The 24528-nt window shown below is 61.2% G+C and carries 28 protein-coding genes and 1 pseudogene; 17 read left to right on the forward strand and 12 right to left on the reverse strand.

The window, feature by feature from the left end; genetic code table 11:
- Nucleotides 1-34: 34 nt before the first annotated feature.
- The 16 genes from B9N88_RS26250 to B9N88_RS26325 all read left to right on the forward strand — a co-directional run bounded on the left by B9N88_RS26250 (nt 35) and on the right by B9N88_RS26325 (nt 14078).
- On the forward strand, nt 35-784 hold the full coding sequence (locus B9N88_RS26250) for an SDR family NAD(P)-dependent oxidoreductase (protein WP_027607347.1): 750 nt from the start codon (nt 35-37) through the stop codon (nt 782-784).
- A gap of 100 nt (nt 785-884) precedes the next feature.
- Nucleotides 885-2183, forward strand: coding sequence for an MFS transporter (locus tag B9N88_RS26255; protein ID WP_043293739.1), 1299 nt, complete (start codon nt 885-887; stop codon nt 2181-2183).
- Nucleotides 2184-2200: 17 nt separating this feature from the next.
- A complete protein-coding gene (locus B9N88_RS26260; RefSeq protein ID WP_027607345.1) occupies nt 2201-3049 on the forward strand; it encodes a transketolase in 849 nt (282 codons plus the stop codon).
- A complete protein-coding gene (locus tag B9N88_RS26265; RefSeq protein WP_027607344.1) occupies nt 3046-4068 on the forward strand; it encodes a transketolase family protein in 1023 nt (340 codons plus the stop codon). Before B9N88_RS26260 ends, B9N88_RS26265 begins: the two co-directional genes overlap by 4 nt.
- Before the next feature lie 58 nt (nt 4069-4126).
- Nucleotides 4127-5071, forward strand: coding sequence for an alpha/beta hydrolase (locus B9N88_RS26270; RefSeq protein WP_027607343.1), 945 nt, complete (start codon nt 4127-4129; stop codon nt 5069-5071).
- Between the two features lie 678 nt (nt 5072-5749).
- Nucleotides 5750-6331: an STY4534 family ICE replication protein gene (locus tag B9N88_RS26275; RefSeq protein WP_027607342.1), complete on the forward strand. Its 582-nt coding sequence runs from the start codon at nt 5750-5752 to the stop codon at nt 6329-6331.
- A 70-nt stretch (nt 6332-6401) separates the two neighbouring features.
- Nucleotides 6402-6659, forward strand: a complete 258-nt coding sequence (locus tag B9N88_RS33015; protein WP_027607341.1) for a hypothetical protein — start codon at nt 6402-6404, stop codon at nt 6657-6659.
- Nucleotides 6660-6759: 100 nt separating this feature from the next.
- Entirely contained in the window at nt 6760-7254 is a 495-nt protein-coding gene (gene radC / locus B9N88_RS26285) for a RadC family protein (RefSeq protein ID WP_027607340.1), read from the forward strand.
- Nucleotides 7255-7306: 52 nt separating this feature from the next.
- Nucleotides 7307-8071 (forward strand): DUF5983 family protein, encoded by a 765-nt coding sequence (locus B9N88_RS26290; protein ID WP_027607339.1) that lies wholly within the window; start codon nt 7307-7309, stop codon nt 8069-8071.
- A gap of 89 nt (nt 8072-8160) precedes the next feature.
- Nucleotides 8161-8703: a PFGI-1 class ICE element type IV pilus protein PilL2 gene (locus B9N88_RS26295; protein WP_027607338.1), complete on the forward strand. Its 543-nt coding sequence runs from the start codon at nt 8161-8163 to the stop codon at nt 8701-8703.
- Nucleotides 8700-9371 carry a chemotaxis protein gene (locus tag B9N88_RS26300; protein ID WP_027607337.1) on the forward strand — a complete coding sequence of 224 codons (672 nt, stop codon included), beginning with the start codon at nt 8700-8702 and terminating at the stop codon, nt 9369-9371. The genes B9N88_RS26295 and B9N88_RS26300 overlap by 4 nt, the downstream gene beginning before the upstream one ends.
- 9 nt (nt 9372-9380) lie before the next feature.
- Nucleotides 9381-10100 (forward strand): TIGR03759 family integrating conjugative element protein, encoded by a 720-nt coding sequence (locus B9N88_RS26305; protein ID WP_027607336.1) that lies wholly within the window; start codon nt 9381-9383, stop codon nt 10098-10100.
- Entirely contained in the window at nt 10082-10630 is a 549-nt protein-coding gene (locus tag B9N88_RS26310; protein WP_027607335.1) for a lysozyme family protein, read from the forward strand. The genes B9N88_RS26305 and B9N88_RS26310 overlap by 19 nt, the downstream gene beginning before the upstream one ends.
- Nucleotides 10627-11142, forward strand: coding sequence for an integrating conjugative element protein (locus tag B9N88_RS26315; protein WP_027607334.1), 516 nt, complete (start codon nt 10627-10629; stop codon nt 11140-11142). Before B9N88_RS26310 ends, B9N88_RS26315 begins: the two co-directional genes overlap by 4 nt.
- A 9-nt stretch (nt 11143-11151) precedes the next feature.
- A complete protein-coding gene (gene traD / locus B9N88_RS26320) occupies nt 11152-13257 on the forward strand; it encodes a type IV conjugative transfer system coupling protein TraD (RefSeq protein ID WP_027607333.1) in 2106 nt (701 codons plus the stop codon).
- 89 nt (nt 13258-13346) lie between these two features.
- Nucleotides 13347-14078 carry a TIGR03747 family integrating conjugative element membrane protein gene (locus B9N88_RS26325; protein WP_027607332.1) on the forward strand — a complete coding sequence of 244 codons (732 nt, stop codon included), beginning with the start codon at nt 13347-13349 and terminating at the stop codon, nt 14076-14078.
- A gap of 270 nt (nt 14079-14348) precedes the next feature.
- Here the strand turns inward: B9N88_RS26325 and B9N88_RS26330 are convergent, their stop codons facing one another.
- The 12 genes from B9N88_RS26330 to nac form a co-directional block, all read right to left on the reverse strand.
- On the reverse strand, nt 14349-15182 hold the full coding sequence (locus B9N88_RS26330; protein WP_027606136.1) for an ABC transporter substrate-binding protein: 834 nt from the start codon (nt 15180-15182) through the stop codon (nt 14349-14351).
- Nucleotides 15183-15241: 59 nt separating this feature from the next.
- On the reverse strand, nt 15242-15970 hold the full coding sequence (locus B9N88_RS26335) for an amino acid ABC transporter ATP-binding protein (protein WP_178110279.1): 729 nt from the start codon (nt 15968-15970) through the stop codon (nt 15242-15244).
- Nucleotides 15971-15993: 23 nt separating this feature from the next.
- Nucleotides 15994-16737 carry an amino acid ABC transporter permease gene (locus tag B9N88_RS26340; protein ID WP_085205429.1) on the reverse strand — a complete coding sequence of 248 codons (744 nt, stop codon included), beginning with the start codon at nt 16735-16737 and terminating at the stop codon, nt 15994-15996.
- Between the two features lie 6 nt (nt 16738-16743).
- Nucleotides 16744-17445 carry an amino acid ABC transporter permease gene (locus B9N88_RS26345; protein ID WP_027608104.1) on the reverse strand — a complete coding sequence of 234 codons (702 nt, stop codon included), beginning with the start codon at nt 17443-17445 and terminating at the stop codon, nt 16744-16746.
- A gap of 109 nt (nt 17446-17554) precedes the next feature.
- Nucleotides 17555-18307 (reverse strand): SDR family oxidoreductase, encoded by a 753-nt coding sequence (locus B9N88_RS26350; RefSeq protein WP_027608103.1) that lies wholly within the window; start codon nt 18305-18307, stop codon nt 17555-17557.
- Nucleotides 18308-18400: 93 nt separating this feature from the next.
- Nucleotides 18401-19174 (reverse strand): LamB/YcsF family protein, encoded by a 774-nt coding sequence (locus B9N88_RS26355; RefSeq protein WP_027608102.1) that lies wholly within the window; start codon nt 19172-19174, stop codon nt 18401-18403.
- A complete protein-coding gene (locus tag B9N88_RS26360) occupies nt 19171-19563 on the reverse strand; it encodes a biotin/lipoyl attachment domain-containing protein (protein WP_027608101.1) in 393 nt (130 codons plus the stop codon). Before B9N88_RS26360 ends, B9N88_RS26355 begins: the two co-directional genes overlap by 4 nt.
- Complete coding sequence (locus tag B9N88_RS26365) at nt 19560-20534, reverse strand: 5-oxoprolinase subunit C family protein (RefSeq protein WP_027608100.1); 975 nt, start codon at nt 20532-20534, stop codon at nt 19560-19562. Before B9N88_RS26365 ends, B9N88_RS26360 begins: the two co-directional genes overlap by 4 nt.
- Nucleotides 20531-21187: a 5-oxoprolinase subunit PxpB gene (pxpB, locus tag B9N88_RS26370; protein WP_027608099.1), complete on the reverse strand. Its 657-nt coding sequence runs from the start codon at nt 21185-21187 to the stop codon at nt 20531-20533. The genes B9N88_RS26365 and pxpB overlap by 4 nt, the downstream gene beginning before the upstream one ends.
- Nucleotides 21184-22536 carry an acetyl-CoA carboxylase biotin carboxylase subunit gene (gene accC, locus B9N88_RS26375; RefSeq protein ID WP_027608098.1) on the reverse strand — a complete coding sequence of 451 codons (1353 nt, stop codon included), beginning with the start codon at nt 22534-22536 and terminating at the stop codon, nt 21184-21186. Before accC ends, pxpB begins: the two co-directional genes overlap by 4 nt.
- Before the next feature lie 33 nt (nt 22537-22569).
- On the reverse strand, nt 22570-22983 hold the full coding sequence (locus B9N88_RS26380; protein ID WP_027608097.1) for an acetyl-CoA carboxylase biotin carboxyl carrier protein: 414 nt from the start codon (nt 22981-22983) through the stop codon (nt 22570-22572).
- 114 nt (nt 22984-23097) lie between these two features.
- On the reverse strand, nt 23098-24003 hold the full coding sequence (nac, locus tag B9N88_RS26385) for a nitrogen assimilation transcriptional regulator NAC (RefSeq protein ID WP_027608096.1): 906 nt from the start codon (nt 24001-24003) through the stop codon (nt 23098-23100).
- Nucleotides 24004-24382: 379 nt separating this feature from the next.
- On the opposite strand from nac, the pseudogene B9N88_RS32455 reads away from it, so the two are divergent.
- Nucleotides 24383-24528, forward strand: a pseudogene (locus B9N88_RS32455) (aspartate transaminase); the annotation flags it as partial.

Raw genomic sequence — 24528 nt, forward strand, 5'->3', positions numbered from 1 at the left:
CCGACCCAATAAAAACAATTCGAGGGAATCCTCCATGCTTCTTCAAGGCAAAGTCGCAATCATCACTGGCGCCGCATCGGCCCGTGGCATTGGCCGCGCCACCGCGACGACATTCGCTCAGCACGGTGCCAGCGTGGTGATTCTGGACCTGGATGAATCTGCCGCACGCGATGCCGCCAACGCCTTGGGCGAAGGTCATCTGGGTCTTGCGGCCAACGTCGCTGATCAAGCCCTGGTCCAACGGGCCGTCGCTCAAATCATCGAGCATTTCGGCCGCATCGACATTCTCGTCAACAACGCCGGTATCACCCAACCGCTCAAGACCCTCGATATCCGTCCGTCCGATTACGACAAGGTACTGGACGTCAGCCTGCGCGGCACCCTGCTGATGTCGCAGGCGGTAATCCCACTGATGCGCGAGCAGCAAGGCGGCAGCATTGTCTGCATGTCTTCGGTGTCCGCCCAACGCGGTGGCGGCATTTTTGGTGGGCCGCATTACAGCGCGGCCAAGGCCGGCGTCTTGGGGCTGGCCAAGGCGATGGCGCGCGAATTGGGCCCGGACAACGTGCGGGTCAACTCCATTGCCCCGGGCCTGATCCACACCGATATCACCGGCGGCCTGATGCAGGACGAACGTCGCCACGCGATCATCGATGGCATCCCGTTGGGCCGCCTGGGTGAAGCCCAGGATGTCGCCAACGCCGCGCTCTTCCTGGCCAGCGACTTATCCTCTTACCTGACAGGCATCACCCTGGATGTAAACGGCGGAATGCTGATTCACTGATGCACCTGGGCGGGCCAATGCGGCCCGTGCGGTTCTGGATCGACGACGCCAGCCAGGCCTTCGGGCCTGGCGGTCAATAAAAACAAGAGATCGGACCATCATGACAACTTTGTCGCTCGAAGCGGTTTCGACCGTGCGCTCCAATGCCTACCGGAAAACAGCCTGGCGGCTGATGCCTTTCCTGATGCTGTGCTATCTGTGCGCCTACCTGGATCGGGTCAATGTCGGCTTCGCCAAGCTGCAGATGATGAATGACCTGGCGCTCAGCGAAACCGTCTACGGGCTGGGCGCCGGCATGTTCTTCATCGGCTACTTCCTCTGCGAGGTGCCCAGCAACATCATCTTGCACAAGGTCGGTGCTCGCGTTTGGATCGCGCGGATCATGATCACCTGGGGGATCATTTCCGCCCTGTTCGCCTTCGTCGAAACCGCCTGGCAGTTCTACGCCCTGCGCTTTTTGCTCGGCGTCGCCGAAGCGGGCCTGGCCCCCGGACTGCTGCTCTATCTGACTTACTGGTTCCCGTCTTATCGGCGAGCTCGCATGACGGTGCTCTGGTTCATTGCCATCCCGCTGTCGGGCATGGTCGGCGGCCCGCTCTCCGGCTGGATCATGAACCACTTCGCCGGCGTGCATGGCTGGGCCGGGTGGCAGTGGATGTTCGTGCTCGAAGCCATTCCCACCGTCGTTATCGGACTGCTGGTGTTGAGTTATCTCAAGGATGGCGTCCATCAGGCCACTTGGCTGGATGACGACGAGAAAGCACTGGTCAGCCGTGAACTGGCCGAGGACAACCAGCAAAAAGTCACCCATGCCTCGGTAGGCGAGTTCATCCGTGACCGCCGTCTGTGGCTGCTCGCGGGAATCTATTTCTGTGTGGTCATGGGTCAGTACGCCATCACCTTCTGGCTGCCGACACTGGTCCGCAACGCCGGGGTTTCCGACCCGCTGCACATCGGTTTCCTGACCAGCCTGCCCTACCTCTGCGCGATCGCGGCCATGCTGCTGATCGGCCGCAGCGGTGACAAACATCGCGAGCGGCGCTGGCATCTTATTGTGCCGATGGTCGCCGGTGCGGTGGGCTTGACCCTCGCGGCGCTGATGGGCGGCAACGTCCTGCTATCCATCCTGAGCCTGTGCCTGGCGGCGTCCGGCATCCTGTCCGCTTCCTCGATGTTCTGGATGCTGCCCACCACCTTGCTCGGTGGCGTGTCGGCTGCCGCAGGGATCGCCGCTGTCAACAGTTTCGCCAATCTCGCGGGCTTCTGCTCACCCTACCTGATCGGCTGGATCACCACGCAGACCGGCTCCAGTGCCATCGGCATGTACCTGATCACCGGCGTGCTGCTGGGCGGTGCCTTGCTGGTGCTGCGCATTCCCGCCGCGCTGGTCAATCGTTGAGTAAACGGAGTTCTACCATGACCACCCCTGCTCCTTACGTTTCATCCAAGTCGCTGACCGAGCGCGCCCATAACATCCGTCGTCACGCACTGCGCATGGGACAGGTGCAGGGCCAAGGCTACGTCGGCCAAGCCCTCGGCGCTGCTGACCTGCTTGCCGTCGCTTACTTCCACGCCATGAACTATCGGCCCGAAGATCCTGTGTGGGAGGAGCGCGACCGCTTCTACCTTTCCATCGGCCACTACGCGATTGCGTTGTATGCCGCCTTGATCGAGGCCGAAATCATTCCGCTCGACGAGCTGGAAACCTATGGCGCGGACGACAGCCGGCTACCCATGTCGGGAATGGCTACCTACACGCCGGGCATGGAAATCACCGGCGGTTCCCTCGGCCAAGGCCTGGGTATCGCGGTAGGCGCCTGCCTGGGCCTGAAGCGCAAAGGCTCGCCCGCCTTCGTCTACAACCTGCTGTCGGACGGAGAGTTGAACGAAGGTTCGACTTGGGAAGCGGTGATGTCGGCGTCGCACTGGAAGCTCGACAACCTGATCGCCATTGTCGACGTCAACAACCAGCAGGCCGATGGCTACTCCAGCGAAATCCTCTCGTTCGAGCCGATCGTCGATCGCTGGCAAGCCTTTGGCTGGTTCACCCAGCGTGTCGACGGTAACGACCTGGATGCACTGGTGGCGGCATTCGATGCCGCGCGGAGCCACCCCGCCGACCAGCCTCGGGTGATCATCTGCGATACGCGCATGGGCAAGGGCGTACCGTTTCTGGAAAACCGTGAAAAGACCCATTTCATCCGCGTTGAAGAACACGAGTGGGACCTGGCGCTGGACAATCTCGAAGAAGGAAAACAGCCATGAGCAACGCTGCCAATACACCCGCCACGACGGGCGAACCGGCCAGGAAGCGCCTGACCACCTCGGCGATGATCGCCTCGATTGCGGCTGAAGGCCAGGCTACGAAACCTGCGCCATTCGGACATGCATTGGCCGCATTGGCGGAGCAGCGCGCGGACATCGTCGGGCTGTCCGCCGACCTGTCCAAGTACACCGACCTGCATATCTTCGCCAAGGCTCATCCGGAGCGTTTCTACCAGATGGGCATGGCCGAGCAGTTGCTCATGAGCGCCGCGGCGGGCATGGCCCGGGAAGGCTTCGTGCCGTTTGCCACGACCTACGCGGTATTCGCGTCCCGGCGTGCCTATGACTTCATCTGCATGGCGATTGCCGAGGAAAACCTCAACGTCAAGATCGTCTGCGGCTTGCCAGGCCTCACCACCGGCTACGGTCCAAGCCACCAGGCCACGGACGACCTGGCGATCTTTCGCGCCATGCCCAACCTGATGATCGTCGACCCCTGCGACGCGCTGGAAATCGAACAGGCAGTGCCGGCCATTGCCGCGCATCAAGGCCCGGTCTACATGCGGTTGTTGCGCGGTAACGTGCCGTTGGTGCTGGACGAGTACGGTTACACCTTCGAGATCGGCAAGGCCAAGACGTTGCGCACCGGCAATGATGTGCTGATCATTTCCACCGGATTGATGACGATGCGTGCATTGGAAGCCGCCAAGCAACTGCAGGCAGACGGCGTGGATGTCGCGGTGCTGCATGTGCCAACGATCAAGCCTCTGGATGAACAGACGATTCTCGCCGAAGCTCGCAAGCCCGGCCGCCTGGTGGTGACCGCCGAGAACAGTTCGATCATTGGCGGCTTGGGCGAAGCGGTGGCGACGGTCCTGTTGCGCAATGGCGTCACGCCAACGTTCAGGCAGATCGCTTTGCCAGACGCTTTCCTGGACGCCGGAGCCCTGCCGACCTTGCATGATCGCTACGGTATTTCCACCCGGGCGGTCTGCGCGCAAGTCAAAGCCTGGCTGTAACCTGCAACACGCGGGGCACCTGAGTGCCCCCGCGCTCGACGCCAAGGGGAGCGTAACCTTGAAGCCTGACGGATTTCTCGACCCTGCATTCAATGGCCTGGTGGCTTCTGGTACGGAGCAATGGTCGCTGAGCACGCTGCCGGCCATCCGTGCCCGAGTACACTCGACCTTCAAGCCCGGGCACAGCGCGCGGTGCGAGATCTGCTGGATCACAGGTGCCGATGCCGAACGTCTGCGCCTGTGCCTCTACAGGCCGAAAACCATAACGCGAGATGACCTCCTTCCAGCGATCCTGTCCATCCATGGCGGTGGCTTCGTACTCGGCAAGCCAGAGATGGCCGATGATTATCTGGCCGACCTGGCCAATGAACTGGGCGCGATGATTATTGCCGTGGATTATCGACTCGCGCCCGAACACCCTTTCCCGATCCCCCTCGAAGACTGCTACAGCGCCCTTGGCTGGCTGTTTGAAAACTATCACGAGCTGGGCCTGGATCCCCGGCGTGTGGTGGTGATGGGACATAGCGCCGGTGGCGGGCTTGCCGCCGCATTGGCGATCGCGGCTCGCGACCGGGCCTCGTACCCCCTCGCCGGCCAAGTGCTCATCTATCCCATGCTCGACCACCGCACCGGCTCGGTGAATTCACCGTACCCGAGCCGGGACACGGGCACGTTCAGCTGGTTGCCGGCGCCCAACCAGTTCTGCTGGGAGTGCCTTCGCGGCGGCTACACCCTGGACGATGAGCGTGTCGGTCTGTTTTCGCCGGCCCTGCAAGCCGACCTGCACAACCTGCCGCCGACGTTCATCTCAGTCGGCTCCCAAGACCTGTTCCTCGACGAGGACGTCGATTTTGCAATGAGGCTCGTGCGCGCGGGGGTTGCCATGGAACTTCACCTCTACCCTGGCGCGCCGCACATGTTCGATCAGGTTCCAGGACGCATCACGAATCAATCGGCGCTCGACATCATCCGGGCATTGAAAGAATTCCTGAGAAAGAGATGACCAGCGGACTAGGCGTGGAAATCCGGTTTGTTGATATCGAGCCACGGGGCGTGGTGCCGTGTCGCACTTCATATCTGGCGACGGCCCGGGGCCCGCGTATTGACATGGCGCACGTGCCCGCGAATGCCTGTTCGCGTCGCCCGCACAGCGCAATTGCGGACTTGTTCAATGTAGAACCTACGACGCGGTAATGGCCTTGACCGCCAACTCCAGGTCGACGTCCACCAGCACGATAGCCTGCTTGCAACCCAGTTTTTTAGCTCAGTGACAGCTACTGCGTTCTGGTCTTAAAAAATCGGCTAGCAACGTCTTGATCCTCATCTGTGACAGGCTTATAAAAAGGGCGTGGTTCGCTGTCGTTGACAGCCCAGCCCAGGTAGCTTGAACCTTCAAGGCTACGCCACGCTTGTGGTGGTTTACCCAAGTGCGATCAGCATTCGGAGGCTCGCACGATTGCTGCTTCAGCGGTGATGAATGCCTACTACCCCAGTCCGCGGACCACTGCTGCGGATTCTCTTTTGCTACACCGCCATTCCCCCGGTGCATCGTTCTGTTTGTCATTGGCTTGCCGGTGACGAGTCGTTTATTACTCGCCTTCATCTTACCCACCCTGACGGGGCTCACTCCCCCGTCTGGGGTCGTGCGTCGCCGTTTTTCCCTTGAAACAGGAGAACTACCATGGCCCAAGCCAACCATTCCCAAGAAGCGACCACTTACTTCAATCTGCACACTGTCGGTATCGGCTACCTCAACCGTGTTCGTGAAGTACAAGTCCGCCGCGGCCAGCCATTCATGGCCTGCGATATCGCCGCCCTGCACGGTGCCACCGATGCGGTCGAGTACACCCGCTTCGACTGCAAAGTCGCTGGAGGCGAAGCTGAACGCTTGATTCGCCTCTATATGGACGCCGTCAAAGCCGAGAAAAAGGTCTTGCTGTCGTTCCGTATCGGCGACCTGTGGATCGACCCATTTCTCTATGAGAAAGGCGCTAAACAAGGCCAGCCGGGCGCCAGCCTGAAAGGTCGTCTGCTGTACATCGACTGGATCAAAGTCAATGGCACGTTCGAGTACAAAGCGCCTGCCAGGCAGGAGGCAACAGCACCTGCTGAGCAAGCGCCAAACAGTGAGCCATCCCCAACGTTGGCTGATGCCGAAGCTGAGGATACCGACACCCCAACAGAGTCCAGGATTGAGCCTGAATCTGCACCCACTCCCCGCACGGCCCGCCGTGTCGCCACACGTACTGTTCAGCCCGCCTGAACAATCCACGATGTTTACATCAAGGCGCTCAATCGAGCGCCTTTTTTTCAATCAGCACAGGAGCACCCATATGGAATCCTTCTGGCTTTGCGACGACTGCCTATTCGCTATGGCTTACGAGGACTACAGCACGTTATCGCTCTACTACACGACGGATGAGATCGAGAAATGCATTGCCGGTCTCCATCATCGACTGGTTCGGCTAATGCCCATCAGTGCCGATTTCGATCCCGAGACCGGTCGGGGGATAAGAACCGTCTCCCCATTGCCCTGCGACGGTTGTGATTCACACCTGAACGGACAACGCCACCGATTCACTCAGCTGTAAACAGCGCGTCATCGGGCAATGCCCGTCACTCTATATCCACCTCGGGGACAACACTCCCCTTGGGTGTGTACCCCCGGATTGTTCCCTTCGGAGGTCTCCCATGAGCACCCAACTCACCCTCATCGAAACCTCGAATGTCGAGGCTGATCGTATCGTCCTAGAAAACCAGCTGATCGACGAAGCGCTGCACATTCTGGATCGACGACTGTTCACCCGCGGCCCCAGCCTGACGTCACCTGACGCCGTGGCCTCATACCTAAAACTGCATGTTGCACCTCAAGAGCATGAGGTTTTCGGTGTGATTTTTCTCGATGCTCGCCATCGCGTTCTGGCATTCGAGATCCTCTTTCACGGGAGCATCGATGGCGCTAGCGTTTACCCCCGCCAAGTCGTCAAGCGCTCCTTAGCGCATAACGCAGCAGCCGTCATTTTTGTTCACAACCACCCTTCGGGATGTACAGAACCCAGCCAGGCAGACCGCGTCTTGACCGCACGGTTGAAAGAGGCCTTGGCCTTGATCGAGGTTCACGTACTGGATCACTTCATCGTGGGTGAAGGTCGCCCACTTTCTCTTGCCGAATACGGTTGGCTGTAACCCTTACAGGCGCCTTCGGGCGCCTTGTTCATTTTCATCTTGGAGAATAGTCATGAAATCCACTACCCAAGCCCCAGCGATGCTGGGGGCCTCAAACCCATTCGTTCGCGGCTATGACAATCTATCTATCGAACGGCTGCTGCTGATCACCTACGCGAACGACTGCCCTCCCTGCTTTCGCTCCGTACACGACTCACAAGCTCATCTGCCCGACGATGCGCTAGAACTGTTCCCCTGCCTGTTCTGCGATGATTTCGCCATAATCAGCGAAGACCAATTGATTCCGGATGAGTTGGATGAACGTTACCAATCCACCGGGCTGGTGCGCCAAGTGATCTACGCCGTGAATGGTGAAATGCTCAACGAGCGACATCACGTCGGTGACCTGTACTCTCTGGAAGAAGCCCAAGCCATGGTCCATCGTTTGAGTTTCGACACAGGACACTACAGTCGAGCCTGGGAAATCAGTACCACCCACCTCACTGACGAAGCACTGCGCCACCTGGAAAGCCGGGTTGGCAATGTCGACTCCAGACCAACCGGACTTCTGTTTGAGCCCTTTGCCCTGACAGACTGCAATGGCATCGGGTGTAAGCTGATCGGCACGCCCTGGACCGACGAGAACCTGATGAAGATCGAGGGCAGTCCTTACTCGTCGCTAAGGCAAGAGCAGCTCTACGCCGGTACGCCGGAAGCCCTGGTCAACGTACTGTATCTGGCGGCGTTGGCGGATGTGCGATTGTTGATCTTTGACCCCGACGCTACCGTTTTGGATGGGCTAGCCATTTATGACGAAATAGCAACGCGTTCAACTTAAACACGACTCGTCTTGAATCAACTTACTCACTGAATCACTCCTTCACCTCATGTCAGGTTCTGCACTGAATCTGACATGAGGTTTTTTCCATGGAGCGTTTTTTCACGCCTGTCTGCCTGCTGGGTTTATTGAGCGCCTGCACGGCGCAGATCCCCACCCCATTGCCGACTAGTCCAGAGACTGCCGGTGGTTCCAATCGGGCACAGCTTTCAAGGAGTACGGCCGAAGAGAGTCATCCGACAGAGCTCCGCTATGGCCGCTATACGCTGGTCAGCACCGAGCCCACGACAGAGCAACGTGATCTTCTCGCTCAAATCATTGACGTGAGCATTCCGTCCAACCTGAATCCCTCGGTACAGGAAGCGATGCACTATGTGCTGCAGCGCTCAGGTTATTCGCTCTGCCCTGCTGCCGAACCAGTAAAGATACTGTTTACCCGGCCTCTGCCCGCCGCCCATTACCGGCTCGGCCCGATCTCATTACGCAACGCTCTACAAGTACTGGCTGGCCCCGCCTGGCAACTCACGATCGATGAGGTCAGCCGTTCGGTCTGCTTCGAACGGCAAAAAAATGATGCTGCCGTCGTGCGGGTCGCACCCAGCGTGCCCCATCAGCCGGAGGCACGCCCATGAAAGCCTCGACGTTCCAAACCTTCATTGTCGGCTCACTTTGCCTGGCGGTCTCCGGGCTCAGTGGTGGTTTGTATAACCAGTATCAACGCGTGACCGAGTTGGAAAATGCCAACGCACAACGCCTACAGACTCTGGAATCCCTGCAACGTGATTCAAGCACCCTCATGGATGCACAGGAGAAGCTGCAGTACGCGCTGAAAGACTTGAAGCAGATGGTCGACTCCGGTGAACAACAGGCCAATACACTCAACCCGATGTTGGATCAATGGGCGCAAGAGATTCAGGAGCTACGCGACGGTCTGGCAGACCGTGCCGCAGAAGCCGACATGATCGGGTTACGTGCACGACTTGAGCACGTCGAGCAGCAACTCCTGGACCTCAAGACCCAGCCATCACTCCCACCACCGACAGCTTCCTCGGCCAAGCCGAAAAAAGCCGCTCGCCCCAAGCCTGCCCCGCTCTCGCCGCCATTCTCAGTTCTGGGTGTTGAATCTCGCGGTGGCGAGCGCTTTCTGGCGGTAGCTCCTCCTGATAGTCGCTCGCTCAAGGATATCCAGTTGCTGCACAACGGCGAGCAACTCGGCATATGGCAGCTGAAAGTACTGGAGCCGAACTCGGCCAACTTCGCGGTGACGGCTCAACCAGACCAGACCGTGAAACTCCCTTGAGACGCGATCATGAACAGAGCGCTACTGCCCGCCGTCGTCTGTCTCGTTTCTCTATTGACCACAGTCGCAGCAACGGGCAATCCCGTCCCAACACAGTCACGGGCCCAGAACACACAGTCCGCTCCCCTGGGACGTTCTGACTCCGAACAGGCGACAAACTGGGGTCTGACGGAGCAAGAGTGGACACGCTTCGAAAAGATTCAAGCCGGCCCGCGCGGTTTCTGGAGTCCGAACCTCGATCCGCTGACTGCGCTCGGTGTCGAGGCAGAGACCGACCAAGAGCGTCAGCGCTATGCCGAATTGCAGGTCGCGATTGAAGCCAAACGCGCCGAGCGCGAGTTGGCCTACCAAAACGCTTACGCCTCGGCGTGGGCCAAGCTGTTTCCGGGGCTGTTGCCGATCCAAGGTATGGCATCCCCGCCCCCTGTCAGCTCATCGGTAGAACCGCGCCAAGCTCTGTTTGTCGAGGACCATTGCCCTGCGTGCACCGCCGAAGCGCAGCGTCTGCAAAGTGGTGATACAGCATTTGATATTTACCTCGTGGGCAGTCAAGGCGAGGACGAACATGTCCGTGGCTGGGCCCGGCAGGCAGGCATTGATCCGAGCAAGGTTCAACGCCGACAAATCACCCTGAACCATGATCGTGGTCGCTGGTTCAGCCTGGGGGCCCCAAAACCCCTACCCGTCACATTTCAGCAGGTGAACGGACAATGGCAACGTCTCGATTGATTGCCCTTGCGCTCCTGCTGATGGTGCTCGCCGTCCAGGCTGACGAACTTCCGCCTCCGGCTTATCAACTGGCAGCGCATGACGCTAACGTCCCTTCCTCGGTGTTGTTCGCGATTGCCCTGCAGGAGAGTGGTACCCACCTCCGTGGTCGACTGCTGCCTTGGCCCTGGACGCTGAATATTGCCGGTAGACCTTACCGTTTCGCGACTCGCCAGGCCGCCTGTCACGCCTTGCTCCAGGCACTCGCCCGACATGACGCCAAGCGGATCGACGTAGGTCTTGGACAAACCAACCTGGGTTTCCACGGGCAACGTTTCTCCAGCCCATGCGAAGCCCTCGACCCCTACCGAAATCTCGCCGTGACCGCCGCGCTGTTGCAGGAGCATCACGCCACCTCCGGTGATTGGGTATCAGCGGCCGGACGCTATCACCGCCCGGCAGGCGGAACACCGGCCGCGCGTTACCGCGCCGGCTTTTCCCGGCAACTCGAACGGGTGCTGATTTCTTTCAAACAGGGCACACCACCATGAAGCGAACGCTCATTGCCTGTTATTTCCTCCTGCTCTTGGCACCTTTCGCCCATCCGGAACTGACCGTAGCCGGGGATCAGCCTAGCGACTTCACCCGCCCCCACTTTCAGGTTGCCAGGCCGCCAATAAACAACAAGGTCCCGCCTGATCGGGCTATGCATGCGGACCTGTCCACGTTTGCCGATGAAGCCTGGATACTGCCCGTCCGCAGCTCTCACCTGAGCCCCGGCCAAATCACGTCTCGCACCCTGAACATGCCGGGCTTACGGCCATTTTTCCTGGTGGGTGAGGATCCCCAGTCACTGGCTTGGTTGCGTCAACGCGCGACTGAACTGCAGGAAATGGGCGCGGCCGGTCTAGCCGTCGAAGTGGCCGATAATGAAGCTTTGGCCCGGATTCGAGCAGCCGCTCCGGGCATCACCATCCTGCCGGTCAACGGCAACGACATCGCCACCCGCCTGCAGATTGAGCACTATCCCGTCTTGATCACTGCCACCTCACTGGAACAGTGAGTCCAGATCATGGCCGAACATGCGATGGAGTCCAAGCTCCGGCCAGCGGTGGAGCTGTATACCGTAGCAATCTGTATCGCTGCCGCGGTGTTGTGCGTGTACTCGCCCTGGGCTGTGGCCCTGTCACCCGAGATCGGTCTGGTTGCGGCGCTGGCCTATACCCTGTTCGGCCTTATCCGGCTGCGACAAGCCTGGGAGGTGCTGCGTTATCGACGCAATATCCGTCGGCTGCCCCGCTACGAGCTGACCAGTCGGCAGATTCCGGTCAGCCGCAAGCGTCTGTTCATGGGCCGCGGCTTTCGCTGGACCCGCCTGCACACCCAGCGCCTGGTCGAGGCCCAGGATCCGGCGGTCGCCCACTATGTCGACCAATCGATCTGTTACCGTCTGGCACGTGGACTCGAACGGCGCCTGGAGCACGCACCGTTTCCACTCTCGACATTGGCCCGCGTCATCGCCTGGGACAGTGCCTTCAATCCGTTGCGCCCTTTGCCCCCGGTAGGTGGCTCGCCGCTGTTGCATGGGGTCGAGCCCAAAGAAACGGAGGTCAGTCTGCCACTGGGCGAACGGGTCGGACACACCCTGGTGTTGGGCACTACTCGCGTCGGCAAGACGCGACTCGCCGAGGTGTACATCACCCAGGACATTCACCGCGTCGAACATGAGGTGGTCATCGTTTTCGATCCGAAGGGCGATGCCGATTTGCTCAAGCGGATGTACGTCGAAGCCAAGCGCGCCGGTCGGGAAAAAGAATTTTATGTGTTCCACCTAGGCTGGCCAGAGATCTCCGCGCGTTACAACGCCGTAGGACGTTTCGGGCGTATTTCGGAAGTGGCGTCGCGCATCGCCGGGCAGCTCAGCGGTGAAGGCAACTCGGCGGCCTTCCGTGAGTTTGCCTGGCGTTTCGTCAACATCATCGCCCGCGCTCTGATCGAGTTGGGCCGGCGTCCGGACTACCTGCAGATCCAGCGACATGTGGTCAACATCGACGCCCTGTTCATCGAGTACGCCCAGCAGTTTTTCGCCAAGACCGACCCGAAGGCGTGGGAAGTAATCGTCCAGCTCGAAGGCAAGCTCACCGAGAAGAACATTCCCCGGCATATGGTAGGACGCGAAAAGCGGGTGGTGGCCATCGAACAATATTTGGCGGCAAAACGGGTATTTGATCCGGTGCTGGACGGACTGCGTTCGGCGGTGCGCTACGACCGTACTTACTTCGACAAAATCGTTGCCTCGCTACTGCCTCTGCTGGAGAAACTCACCACCGGCAAGACCGCGCAGTTACTGGCCCCCAACTACACCGATTTAGATGACCCGCGGCCAATTTTCGACTGGATGCAGATTATCCGAAAACGCGGCATCGTTTATGTCGGCCTGGATGCGCTGACCGACGCCGAGGTGGCGGCCGCGGTGGGCAACTCCATGTTCGCCGACCTGGTCTCGGTCGCCGGACATATCTACAAACACGGTATCGACCATGGCCTGCCCCAATCAGACAGCAGTGCCAGCAAGCTTCCCATCAACCTGCACGCCGATGAGTTCAACGAGTTGATGGGTGATGAGTTCATCCCACTGATCAATAAGGGTGGCGGCGCCGGCATCCAGGTGACCGCCTACACCCAGACTCTCAGCGATATCGAAGCTCGCATTGGCAATCGCGCCAAGGCTGGGCAGGTCATCGGCAACTTCAATACCCTGCAGATGCTGCGGGTGCGTGAAACCGCCACTGCGGAGCTGCTCACCCAGCAGTTGCCCAAGGTTAATGTGCTGACCAAGACCCTAGTGTCGGGCGCCACCGACACCTCCGATCCTGAGGCCAACACGGACTTCACCTCGTCCTCACAGGACCGTGTCAGCACCACCAGCGTGCCGCTGATCGAACCTGCTCACATCGTCAGTTTGCCCAAGGGACAAATGTTTTCCTTTCAGTCCGGTGGCCAGCTCTGGAAAGTCCGCATGCCGTTGCCAAAACCTTCCAACGGCGATGCCATGCCCAAAGACCTGCAGGAGCTTACCCACCGAATGCGGGCCACCTATAACGAGCAGGCGGGGAAATGGTGGAGCGCAAGCGGTGGCGGTCCAACCACGAATTTCGATCTGTATCAGGTGGGATAGCCCGGGCTCGCCACAGGTTTCGACTCAGCAGAAAACTATCCAGGAGGCGTCTTGACGACACCAAATTGCAACGCGCGATGGAGTAAACAATGTCGACTTCCATCCGGGACACGCCGCCACAACCGATTCAGCGCCCGGGATTGATCATCTCGGCGATCAGCCTGGTCCTGCGCATCATCGGATTTCTGATTGCCTCGTTGCTGTTCTCGATCCTAATTGAATTCGCCGGGTTGCTACTGTTCTGGGGTGATCAGGGCTGGCGGCACAGCCAAGCCATGTTGAATAGCGAATTGGGATGGCTCAGCGAGCACTTCAAAGCGTCACTCATCCTCCAACAACCTGGTCGAACTGTGGGCCAGTGGCTGGACTTCCTCAATCAGTGGCTGCTGGTGAAGACTGGCTTTGCGGATTTTGCCCGGCAGACGCGGCTGTCGGGCCAGGGCGACGGCTTCCGGAGCTGGATCAACCAACTCTACGTGAGTATCGAGGATTTTATACTTGCGGCGGTATATGTCAGCTTCACCTTCATGGTGCGACTTACCATTTTGGTTCTGGCCATGCCACTGTTTCTGCTGGCAACGCTCACCGGTTTTATCGATGGTTTGATGCGCCGCGACCTGCGCAAGTTTGGAGCCGGGCGAGAAAGCAGTTTTGTTTATCACCGCGCTAAACGAGCAGTGCTACCACTGCTGATCGTGCCCTGGATCATTTACCTATCCCTGCCCTTTTCACTCAACCCTATGGCTGTGTTTTTGCCCTGCTCCGTGTTACTTGGAGTGACTATGGCGATCACCGCAGCAACATTCAAAAAATATCTATGACGACTTCTAACCGCGTTCCGACGTATCAAAACTACACAGTTTTTCAAGCCATCCGGGATTTGCTTGACTATCTCTGCGCTCGAATAAAAGCTATACCGATCAGCAACCGTTGAGCTTAATTAAAGGAAATTTTCGAAGGCTAATGGAAGTGTAAAAAAACCGGAACCCATATCAGATCCCGGTCTTCCCTGATGCGCAGGGATTATTCATATTTTCTAGCTGGACAAGATATTCATCGGAATTGACTTTTCAACTGGACACTCAACATGCTCAAGGCAACGGCTCGAACTTCAATGCGCTCAAGCTCTGCACCTTGTCCTCGCGGACCATCTTGTATTCGGTGTTCGGGCCGATCCAGCGGTCCCAGATCGCATCGATCTCCCCGGCCTTCTCCATCGCCATCAACGACTCGTTGACCTTGACAAGAAACGCCGGCTCATCGCGGCGCATACCGGCGCCAATGGGTTCCAGGGCCATCGGCTCCTTGGCCAAGGCCAGTTCGACACCACTGGCCTTGGCCTGGTTGACCAGTTTCAGCGCGGTCATGGTGTTGGTCACCAGGCCCACCACCTTGTTCTGTTGCAACGCCATGTAGGCCGAGCCGGTGTCCTGGAAGGTCACAGGCGTGGCCCCGGCAAGGCGTATCGACTGCTCGGAGGTGGAGCCCTTGGTCGAGCTGATGCGCTTGTCCTTGAAGAAGCTTTTCGGCTGGTCGGCATTCGCCGCGCGCACCACCAGGGTTTCCTTGGCGATGTAGTACGGGTCGCTGAACTGGATCTGTTCGGCGCGGGTCTTGGTGTAGGCCAGGTTGGCGAAGATCACGTCGACGCGACCCATTTTCACTTCGGGAATCCGCGCTTCAACCGACAGCGGCTTGAGTTCCAGGGCCACGCCCATGGTCTTGGCCAGGGCCTTGCACAGGTCCACGTCCATGCCCACCAACTCGCGGGTTTTCGGGTCCGGCGCGGAGAATGGCGGCACATCAGCGTAGACGCCGCAACTCAGGGACTGCTTGGCCAGGATGTCGCTCAACTGGTCGGCCTGTGCGACGGCAATCGCCAATGGCCCCAATGCCAGTGCGGTAAACAGATGCTTCATACCCATGGGAAATCTCCAGAAAGTTGGACCAGCAAAAATGGCAGAGGGAGCAAAGCCGCCGCAGCTCAATGGGCCCGCAGGTCGGCGATAAAACGTTGCGCTCGCGGGTGCGAAGGCTGGGTGAAGAACGCATCGGGGCTGCTCTTTTCCAGAATCTGTCCCGCGTCCATAAACCAGATGGTGTCGGCCACTTCACGGGCGAAGTTCATCTCGTGGGTCACGCACATCATGGTCATGCCGTCCTTGGCCAGGCCCTTCATCACGCTCAGCACTTCACCGACCATTTCCGGGTCGAGGGCGCTGGTGGGCTCGTCGAACAGCATCACCGGCGGTTCCATCGCCAATGCCCGGGCAATCGCCACGCGCTGCTGTTGGCCGCCGGACAACTGCGCCGGGTAAGCACCGGCCTTATGGGCCAGGCCGACGCGGTCGAGCAATTCCATGGCCTTCTGCCTGGCAGCGGCGCCCTTGAGGTTGCGCAGCTTGTTCGGCGCCAGGGTGATGTTTTCCAGCACCGACAGGTGCGGGAACAGGTTGAAGCTCTGGAACACAAACCCCACGCGGCTGCGCAGGCGGTTGATCTGCGCGTCGGTGCCGTGCACGTCCTGCCCATCGAACAGGATCTGGCCGGCCTGGATGTCTTCCAGGCGGTTGACCGTGCGGATCAGCGTCGACTTGCCAGAACCCGAGGGGCCGCACAGCACCACCACTTCACCGGGTTGCACCTCGGCGGTGATGTCGGTAAGCGCCTGGTACTCGCCGTACCATTTATTGATTTTCGAAAACATGATCATTGGATGCATGAGCGCAGCCCTCTTCAATTATCGGTGGTCAGCAACGGACCGCCCGCCACGGTTTGCCCGCCATCGCCCAGGCGCTTGCGGGCAATGCGTTGCTCCACCCAACCGGCCAGGCGGGTCAGGCCGAAACACAGCAGGTAGTAGATGATCGCCAGGATGAAAAACACCTGGAACGGCTTGGTCAGCAGCTGGTTGTTGACCTGGTTGGCGGCGAAGGTCACTTCCTGCACGTTGATCACGTAGCCCAGGGAGGTTTCCTTGATGATCGAGATGAACTGGCTGATCAGGCTCGGCAGCGCGTTGTACAGCGCCTGGGGCAGGATCACCCAGACCGTGGTGCGCACATAGCCCAGGCCCAGGGCGCGGGACGCCTCGTACTGCCCGGCCGGCAGCGCCTGGATGCCGCCGCGAATGATTTCGCACAGGTAGGCGCTCTGGTAGATCACCAGGGTGCAGAGCATGGTCATGAAGCCGGTGATGTTATGGCCGATCAGCAACGGCACCAGGAAGTAGGTCCAGAAGATCACCATCAGCAACGGGATGCCACGCAGCACATAGACCCACACTGTCGCGACCCAGTACAAGCCCTTCCACGGCGACACCCGCGCCAAGGCCAGCAGCAGGCCGAACGGGAACGCCAGCAGCAACGCCACCGCCGCCAGGATCAGGGTACTGACCAGGCCACCCAGCGGGCCGTGGGGGTATTGGCCGATCAGGAACAGCGTCCAGTTCTGCTGCACGATTGAAAACATATCGAACATCGCGGTCTACCTCGCCAGGGCTTTGCTGAAGTGACGGGCGAGCAATGCCCCGGCGCCCATCAGCAGCAGTGAAAACACCAGGTAGAAAACCGTGGCCACCAGGTACGACTCAAAGGTGCGGAACGTGTAGTTCTCCACTTCGCGGCTGGCGTAGGTCAGTTCCATCACGCCGATCGCCATCGCCAGGCTGGTGTTCTTGAACAGCAGCACGGTGTGGTTGATCAGCGACGGCAGGCAGTTGCGCACGCCCTGGGGCAGGATCACGTAGCGCATCGAACGCACGTAGCCCAGGCCCAGGGCCCTGGACGCTTCGGTCTGCCCGGCGGGAATGGCGCGCAGGCCGCTGCGCATGTCTTCACAGAAATACGCAGCCTGGCACAGGCCCAGGGCGATCACCGAGAACAGGTATTCAGTGTTGTGGTTGGCCAGCCACAGTTGCGTGGACTCGCCAAGCAGCGTCGGCACGCCGAAGTACCACAGCATCAGTTGCACCAGGGTCGGCACATTGCGGTGGTACGACACATACCCCGCCACCAGGCGGTCGGCCAGCGTGTTACCGGTCAGGCGCACCGTGACCAGTGTCAGCGCCAGCAGCATCGCCAGCAGCCAGGCGAACAGCGCCAGCTGCAAGGTCATTTCGATGCCCTTGACGATCAGCTCGGCATACTCGCCTTGCAGAATCGCGGCCAAATCGAAGTCTTGCTTCATGGTCAATCCCTATCGGCATTGGGCTAGGGCAGAAATCAAAATCACCCGGCGTGGCCGTGGCGGGATGCAGCGCTGACGGATCGATCCGTTCTTTTGCCGGGGCTCGGATTCAGCCCTGGTAGTCCTGGGGCCGGGCGGTGGAAAGCCCGCCCGGCACCTGCAAGGTCGGGGTGATTTCCATGTGCCCGATGTTGACCGCAATCGGCGCGGCAATCGCGAAGGCGATGGCATTGGCGATGTCCTCGGCCAGGGGCAATTCAAAGCCCTCGACGAAGCGCTTGTAGGTGGCTTCGGAATCGCCGTGCACGTGGGCAAAAATATCCGTGGCGACCCGACCCGGGCAGATCTCGGTGACCCGCACGCGCTTGCCGAACGCATCGATGCGCAACTGGCGCGAAAGCATGCTCACCGCCGCCTTGGTGGCGTGGTAGGTGGAGTTGCCGCCAAAGTTGTAGGCCGCAGCGATCGAACTGATGTTGATGATGTGCCCGCAGTCGCGCTCGACCATGCCCGGCAGCGCCAGCCGTGCAAGGTGCAGCACGGCGCGCAGGTTGACGTCGATCAGCAGGTCGATGCCGTCGGCGTCGGCCTTGAGCAGGGAACCGGGTTTGTCGACGCCGGCGTTGTTGACCAGGATGTCGAAGGTGTTCTCGGCGAACAATTGGGTCAACCCGGCAAGGTCGGTCACGTCGATGGCGTGGGCGATGCAGCCGGTCCTGGCCGCCAGTTCCTGCAACTTGTCGGCACTACGAGCCAGGGCATGCACCTGCACGCCTTCCTGGCACAGGCGTTCGACAACGGCGGCGCCGATGCCGGAGGAAGCCCCGGTGACCAGCGCGGTTTTGTAGTCGGAAAATGGCATGGGGTGGTCCTTGTGCTACGGGTTATGGTTCGACTCTATCCAGCCTTCGGGCGCTGGACCAAGACGCAATGGTTGTGTGGCGATAAGGCCTGCTTATGACGCGGCCAGCAGCTGGGAAATCGGCGTGATGCGACCGCCCAGTTGCTCGATTTCGGCGCGAATGGTGCGCGCCAGTTCGACCGCGCCGGGGGTGTCGCCATGCAGCAGGATCGAATGGGCCGGCACCCGCAGCACCTTGCCGCTGAGGGCGGTCACGGTGCCCTCCTCCAGTAACTGCCGCACCCGGCGCAGCACCGCTGCCGGCTCCTTGATCACCGAACCGTCGACCTTGCGCGGCACCAGCAGGCAATCGTCGTCATAGGCGCGGTCGGCGAGAAACGTGGTGGCGACGCGCAGGCCGCACTTCTCGGCCGCGCCCTCGATGGCGCGGCTGCTGGAGGAGCTGATGATCAGCGTCGGGTCAAACGCCGCCACCGCCCGCACCAACGGCTCCGCCAGCGCCGCATCGGCGGCGGCCATATTGCCCAGGGCGCCGTGGAAGCTCATGTGGGTCATGGGATGGCCGTTGACCGCCGCGATCCCGGCGAGCGCGCCGAGCTGGTAGATCACATGGGCGGCGAGTTCCTTGATCTCGATGTTCATCTGCCGACGGCCAAAGCCCATCAGGTCCGGGAAGCCCACATGCGCCCCCAGGTCGATGCCACCGGCCTTGGCCAGGCGCACCGTGTTGTCCATGATCAACGGGTCGCCGGCATGGAAACCGCAAGCGACATTGGCCGATGAAATCAGGTGCATCAGCGCCTCATCCTCGCCCATGCGCCACGGGCCGAAGCCTTCGCCGAGGTCGGCGTTCAAATCAATCTTCATGCGGGGTACTCCACACCAAGGAAGGCTTCGCCGTAGCCGACGGTGGTGCCGCACGGCACGCGCACATCGACGACCCGTGCGGCGCGGGGCGCGCGCAAGGGCAACAGCAACTCACCCACTTGCAGCAGCGCGACCAGTTGCCCGGCGCTGAGCTGATCGCCCACCGCCACGAACGGTTGATCCAGTTGGGGATGGGTCAGCAGCAAGCGGCCCAGGCCGGTGGTGCGCAGCACCTGGTCTTCAACCACGGCCACGGCAGGCGCCGCAACAGCGCCGGCCGAGGCGCCGCGCTTGAGCGTCAGGTGCACACCGGGGCGGCTCATTTCGGCACCGGCCAGGTGGTGCTCCTTGAGCCACAGCGCCAATTGGCGAATTTCCTCAAGGGTCATGCTTTCACTCCTTCACGGTGCAGTTCCAGCAGGCGGCTGACTTCCCGCAGATACGCGCGATTGGTTTCCAGGGCCTCGACGGCCTCCAGGTAGCTGCACTCGATAAAGCGCACCTTGCCGCCGATGGGCGCCTGGCCCAGGCGCCACAGGTCGGCCTCGATCACACTGCCGAACTTGGGGTAGCCGCCGCTGGGCTGGGCGTCACGCATCTGGATGATGGGCTGGCCGCCGTGGGGCACCTGGATCACCCCCGGCACGATGCCGTGGGAGCGAATTTCCATCGGTGCAATGGGCAGCAGCGGCTGGCCTTCCATTCGGTAGCCGTAGCGATTGCTCTGGGTGGTGATCTTCCATTCACCGGCCCAGAACGCCGCGCGGGAGGCCTCCTGGAAGCGCTCGTATTCGGCGGCGGGCAACACGCGCATGGCAGGCACCCCATCAACCTGCAACGGCAGCGCCAGGCCTGGCGCCAGCACCCCAACATCCAGCGGCAACGGGCTGATACCGGGGCGCAGCGCCCCCAGCCGATCACCCTGTTGCAGGGCGCGGCCGTCGAGGCCGCCGAACTCGCCGCGCAATTGAGTGCTGCGCGAACCCAGTACCGACGGCACATCCACCCCGCCCGCCAAACACAGATAGGCACGGCTGCCAGACGTCGGATAGCCCAGGCTCAAGACCTGGCCTTCGCGGCCCTGGCACACCCAGTTCGGTGGCAAGGGCTGGCCGTCCAGGGTGGCGTCGCAAGCGGCGCCGGTCACCGCAAAGGCACAGTCCTGCAGCAGCCGTACCTCGAACGGGAACAGCGGTATTTCAATCGCGGCGGCGTCTTCGGGATTGCCCAGCAACAGGTTGCCCAAGGCCAGGGCCAGGTGGTCCATGGCGCCCGATGTGCCCACGCCATAACCCAGGCTGCCGAAGCGGCCGAAGTCCTGCACGGTGGCCAGGGCGGTGGCCGATAAAATCTCGATCATCGAATGATCCTCTCGATGCGCAAGCGCAGGAAATCCCCCGGCCGCAAGATCGCGGGCGGGGTTTGGGCGGGGTCGAAAAACGCCATTTCAGTGCGGCCGATGGTGTTCCAGCCGCTGGGGCCGGCCGAGGCGGACACCCCGGTCTGCACCCCGCCGATGGACACCGAGCCCGCCCCGATAGTCAGCACCGGCACCTGGCGCCGCGGCGTGGCCAGGCGCGGGTCCATGCCGCCGAGGTAGCAATAACCGGGGTGGCTGCCCAGGGCGTACACCGGGTACAGCGGTTCGCAGTGCAGGTTGGCGATGGTCTCGATATCCAACCCGGTGTGGGCGATCACGTCCGCCATGTGCGGGCCGAACTCGCCGCCGTACACCACCGGCAATTCGACGATGCGCCCCTCCAGGGGCAGCGGCTGGCTCTGTTCCCAGGCTTCCAGCAGGCGCTGGCACAGGCCGTTCAGTTCACGGGGCGGCGTGAGGAAGGTGAGCATCAGGTTGTTCATGCCGGGCACGGCTTCGTGGATCTCGGGCCATTCGCCGGCTTGCAGGGCCAGGCGCCAGATGCGCTGCTGCGGGGCCAGGTCCAGTTCGCCCGGCGCCTCGAAGAGCAAGGCGCTGGAGCCCAGCAGGCTGATGACAGGGGCGGTGTTCATATCGGACTCCTTTGCTGCAACCAGCGCTCCAGGTGATGAATATCGACGCCGCCGACGCAGAACGCCGGGTCATCCAGAATCTCGCGGTGCAACGGAATGTTGGTGCTGATGCCCTCCACGACCATCTCGCTCAGGGCCAGGCGCATGCGCGCCATGGCGTCTTCGCGCGTGGCGCCGTGGGTGATGACCTTGGCCACCATCGAGTCGTAGTACGGCGGCACGCGGTAGCCGGTGGTGACATGGGAATCGACCCGCACACCAAAGCCGCCGGGCACTTCCCAACGCTGGATCAGGCCGGGGGTCGGCATAAAGGTCAGCGGGTCCTCGGCGTTGATGCGGCACTCCAGGGAGTGGCCGTTCAGTTGAACGTCCTCCTGGCGCACGCTGAGCACTTCACCGCGGGCCATGCGCAGTTGCTGCTGGACGATGTCGATGCCGGTGGTCATCTCGGTGACCGGATGCTCCACTTGCAGGCGCGTGTTCATCTCGATGAAGAAGAACTCGCCGTCCTCATACAGAAACTCGAAAGTGCCCACGCCGCGATAGCCGATGCGGCGGCAGGCCTCGGCGCAGCGTTCGCCGACCGTGGCGATCAGCGCGGGATCGATGCCCGGCGCCGGCGCTTCTTCCAGGACTTTCTGGTGGCGGCGTTGCAGGGAACAGTCGCGGCAGCCGAGCCAGATCGCATGGCCATGGGCATCACACAGCACCTGGATTTCCACGTGCCGGGGGTGGCCGAGGAATTTCTCGATATACAGTTCAGGGTTGCCGAACGCCAACCGCGCTTCTTCGCGAGTGAGACCGATGGCCGCCAACAACTCGGCCTCTGCCTGCACCACGCGCATGCCGCGACCGCCGCCGCCACCGGCGGCCTTGACGATCACCGGGTAACCGATGTCGGCGGCGATGGCGAGGATGCTCGCATCGTCGCTCGGCATGCTCGAATCCGGCCCCGGCACGCACGGCACACCGGCTTCACGCATGGCGCGCTTGGCTGCCACCTTGTCGCCCATGGTGCGAATGCATGCGGCGCTCGGCCCGATAAAGGTCAACCCGGCCGCTTCGATGCGCTCGGCAAACCCGGCGTTTTCCGACAGGAACCCGTAACCGGGGTGGATCGCCTGGGCACCACTGACCCTGGCGGCAAACAGCAGCGCCGTCTGGTTCAAGTAGCTCAGGCCCGGTGCGGCCGGGCCGATGCACAGCGACTCATCGGCGTTTTGCACATACTGCGCATGGCGGTCCGCTTCGGAGTGTACCGCCACAGTCTTGATGCCCAGGCCATGGCAGGCACGCGCAATGCGCAGGGCGATTTCGCCACGGTTGGCGATCAGCACTTTGTCGAACATTGAATTCACCTGAATAACGAATACGCGTGGGGGTCAACCGAGCCGGAAGAGGGCCTGGCCCGCTTCGACTTCGACGCCGGCCTGGGCAAGAATCTCAACCAACTTGCCGGCAACCTTGGCCTTGACCGGATGGAACATCTTCATCGCCTCGATCACCGCCACGGTCTGACCGGCTTCGATCGCTTGGCCCACGCTGACGAACGGCGCCTCACCCACGGCGGGCGTCAGGTGCAGGACGCCATAGAGGCTGGCCTTGATCTCCACGGCGGAGCTGGCCACGGGGGTTGCGGGTGTTGGCGCTGCGGTCACGGCCGGCGCGACGCTGGTGATCACCTGACCTGCCTGCTTGAACAGCCGCAGCGTGCTGTCACCTTCGGTCAGGCTCAGTTCCAGCAGATCGGATTCGGCCAGCAAATCCATCAACCCCTTGATACGTGCTGAATCCATGTATGGCCCCTGCCTGTCGAGCGTGTCTTGAGTGGATGGGCCCAATCTACCGAGCCCCTCGAAAAGCGGCCAAGACGCTTTGGCTTTGGGGTGATAAGCCGACCTTATGACCGCTCAAATCAGGCTGCCACGCATCTTCGCCACCAGCTCCAGCAGGATCGCCTTGACCGCCTGGGCCGGCACCGACAACGGCAAATGCCCCGACAGGCACAGCGCCAGCGGCGCCTCCACCTCGGGTTCGACGATGCGGCACATGTGCACCGAAGTGGCCGCCACCATCACCCGCGCCGACGACTCCGGCAGGATGGTCGAGCCGAAATGGTCGGCCACGGCGGCGGTCAGCGTGGTCGAGGATTCAATTTCGGCCACCACCCGCGCACTCAGGCCGATGCGCAGGAAGGCTTCGTCCACCAGCCGACGCATCACGTTGTAGGGACGCGGAAGCAGCATGTCCATGTCGGCCAGTTCGGCCAGGGGCACTTCTTCACGCGTGGCAATCGCCGGGTCGGCACTCACCAGGTACAGCGGCTCGCGCAACAGCGAGACAAAACTCAGGCCATGCACCTCGCGCCCGCCATACAGCACGGCCATGTCCATACGGCCGTTCATGATCAGCTCGCTCAAGGTGGTACCGAAATTTTCATTGAGGTACAGCAGGATGCCAGGGTGGCGCTCACGCACGGTGCGCAGCAACGGCAACGACAGCGCCGATGCCGCAGTACCCGGCGCCAGCCCCACCGACACCTGCCCGGACAACGCCTGGCCGGTGGCATTGATATCGCTCTGGGCCTGCTCGCACTGGCGCAAAATGATCTGCGCATGCCCATACAGCACCTTGCCCGCCTCGGTCGGCGTGACGCCGCGCTTGGTGCGAATCAACAGCTGCTGTTGCAGCTCGGCTTCCAGGGTTGCCAGCTGTTGGCTCAACGCCGGTTGCGCCACATGCAGTACATCGGCGGCCTGGGTCATGCTGCCGATGTCGACCAGTTTCACGAAATACTTCAATCGGCGCAGGTTCAAAATGGCGATGCTCATGTAATGGACAAGTGATGCCTTAAATGTGGGAGGGGGCTTGCTCCCGATGAGGCAGTGTCAGTTGATGCATCTGTGACTGACATACTGCTATCGGGAGCAAGCCCCCTCCCACATTTGGTTTTGCGTACACCTGGCAGGTTTGCAAAAGACAGGCCATCCGTATAACCAGCCATAAGGCTTTGCTATGGCTGTCCCTGATCTCCGATCCAAGGCACCCGCCCGGAGCAGCCAGGACTGGACGCACCGCAACAGTGCAACCCCAGCCATAAGCACTGCCTATCAAACCAGAACGAACTCATCTTATGGCGCCCTTCCCCGCGCCTCGTACTGTGGCCCCTGTCAACGCCATCAACGAGGAACGCCCGTGACTGCCTCCCGCATCGCCGCCCGTGTGCAACGCATCAAACCATCGCCCAGCAGCGCCGCGTCCGACCGCGCCAACGAGCTGCGTCGCCAGGGCCAGTCCATCATCAACCTGGTGGTGGGCGAGCCGGATTTCGATACGCCACC

The sequence above is a fragment of the Pseudomonas sp. LAMO17WK12:I1 genome, assembly GCF_900177315.1.
GTDB classification, from domain to species: domain Bacteria; phylum Pseudomonadota; class Gammaproteobacteria; order Pseudomonadales; family Pseudomonadaceae; genus Aquipseudomonas; species Aquipseudomonas marginalis.

Excerpts from the sequence above, each read along its gene's own strand:
- B9N88_RS26360 (WP_027608101.1), bottom strand. The coding sequence starts at position 19,563 with ATGACCCTTGAGGAAATTCGCCAATTGGCGCTGTGGCTCAAGGAGCAC.
- B9N88_RS26355 (WP_027608102.1), bottom strand. The coding sequence starts at position 19,174 with ATGAAGATTGATTTGAACGCCGACCTCGGCGAAGGCTTCGGCCCGTGG.
- B9N88_RS26330 (WP_027606136.1), bottom strand. The coding sequence starts at position 15,182 with ATGGGTATGAAGCATCTGTTTACCGCACTGGCATTGGGGCCATTGGCG.
- B9N88_RS26315 (WP_027607334.1), top strand. The coding sequence starts at position 10,627 with ATGAAGCGAACGCTCATTGCCTGTTATTTCCTCCTGCTCTTGGCACCT.
- radC (WP_027607340.1), top strand. The coding sequence starts at position 6,760 with ATGAGCACCCAACTCACCCTCATCGAAACCTCGAATGTCGAGGCTGAT.
- B9N88_RS26305 (WP_027607336.1), top strand. The coding sequence starts at position 9,381 with ATGAACAGAGCGCTACTGCCCGCCGTCGTCTGTCTCGTTTCTCTATTG.
- pxpB (WP_027608099.1), bottom strand. The coding sequence starts at position 21,187 with ATGAACACCGCCCCTGTCATCAGCCTGCTGGGCTCCAGCGCCTTGCTC.
- B9N88_RS26250 (WP_027607347.1), top strand. The coding sequence starts at position 35 with ATGCTTCTTCAAGGCAAAGTCGCAATCATCACTGGCGCCGCATCGGCC.
- B9N88_RS26310 (WP_027607335.1), top strand. The coding sequence starts at position 10,082 with ATGGCAACGTCTCGATTGATTGCCCTTGCGCTCCTGCTGATGGTGCTC.
- B9N88_RS26295 (WP_027607338.1), top strand. The coding sequence starts at position 8,161 with ATGGAGCGTTTTTTCACGCCTGTCTGCCTGCTGGGTTTATTGAGCGCC.
- B9N88_RS26380 (WP_027608097.1), bottom strand. The coding sequence starts at position 22,983 with ATGGATTCAGCACGTATCAAGGGGTTGATGGATTTGCTGGCCGAATCC.
- B9N88_RS26345 (WP_027608104.1), bottom strand. The coding sequence starts at position 17,445 with ATGAAGCAAGACTTCGATTTGGCCGCGATTCTGCAAGGCGAGTATGCC.
- B9N88_RS26350 (WP_027608103.1), bottom strand. The coding sequence starts at position 18,307 with ATGCCATTTTCCGACTACAAAACCGCGCTGGTCACCGGGGCTTCCTCC.
- B9N88_RS26325 (WP_027607332.1), top strand. The coding sequence starts at position 13,347 with ATGTCGACTTCCATCCGGGACACGCCGCCACAACCGATTCAGCGCCCG.
- accC (WP_027608098.1), bottom strand. The coding sequence starts at position 22,536 with ATGTTCGACAAAGTGCTGATCGCCAACCGTGGCGAAATCGCCCTGCGC.
- B9N88_RS26265 (WP_027607344.1), top strand. The coding sequence starts at position 3,046 with ATGAGCAACGCTGCCAATACACCCGCCACGACGGGCGAACCGGCCAGG.
- B9N88_RS26255 (WP_043293739.1), top strand. The coding sequence starts at position 885 with ATGACAACTTTGTCGCTCGAAGCGGTTTCGACCGTGCGCTCCAATGCC.
- B9N88_RS26260 (WP_027607345.1), top strand. The coding sequence starts at position 2,201 with ATGACCACCCCTGCTCCTTACGTTTCATCCAAGTCGCTGACCGAGCGC.
- B9N88_RS26275 (WP_027607342.1), top strand. The coding sequence starts at position 5,750 with ATGGCCCAAGCCAACCATTCCCAAGAAGCGACCACTTACTTCAATCTG.
- B9N88_RS33015 (WP_027607341.1), top strand. The coding sequence starts at position 6,402 with ATGGAATCCTTCTGGCTTTGCGACGACTGCCTATTCGCTATGGCTTAC.
- B9N88_RS26340 (WP_085205429.1), bottom strand. The coding sequence starts at position 16,737 with ATGTTCGATATGTTTTCAATCGTGCAGCAGAACTGGACGCTGTTCCTG.
- B9N88_RS26335 (WP_178110279.1), bottom strand. The coding sequence starts at position 15,970 with ATGATCATGTTTTCGAAAATCAATAAATGGTACGGCGAGTACCAGGCG.
- B9N88_RS26300 (WP_027607337.1), top strand. The coding sequence starts at position 8,700 with ATGAAAGCCTCGACGTTCCAAACCTTCATTGTCGGCTCACTTTGCCTG.
- traD (WP_027607333.1), top strand. The coding sequence starts at position 11,152 with ATGGCCGAACATGCGATGGAGTCCAAGCTCCGGCCAGCGGTGGAGCTG.
- B9N88_RS26290 (WP_027607339.1), top strand. The coding sequence starts at position 7,307 with ATGAAATCCACTACCCAAGCCCCAGCGATGCTGGGGGCCTCAAACCCA.
- B9N88_RS26365 (WP_027608100.1), bottom strand. The coding sequence starts at position 20,534 with ATGATCGAGATTTTATCGGCCACCGCCCTGGCCACCGTGCAGGACTTC.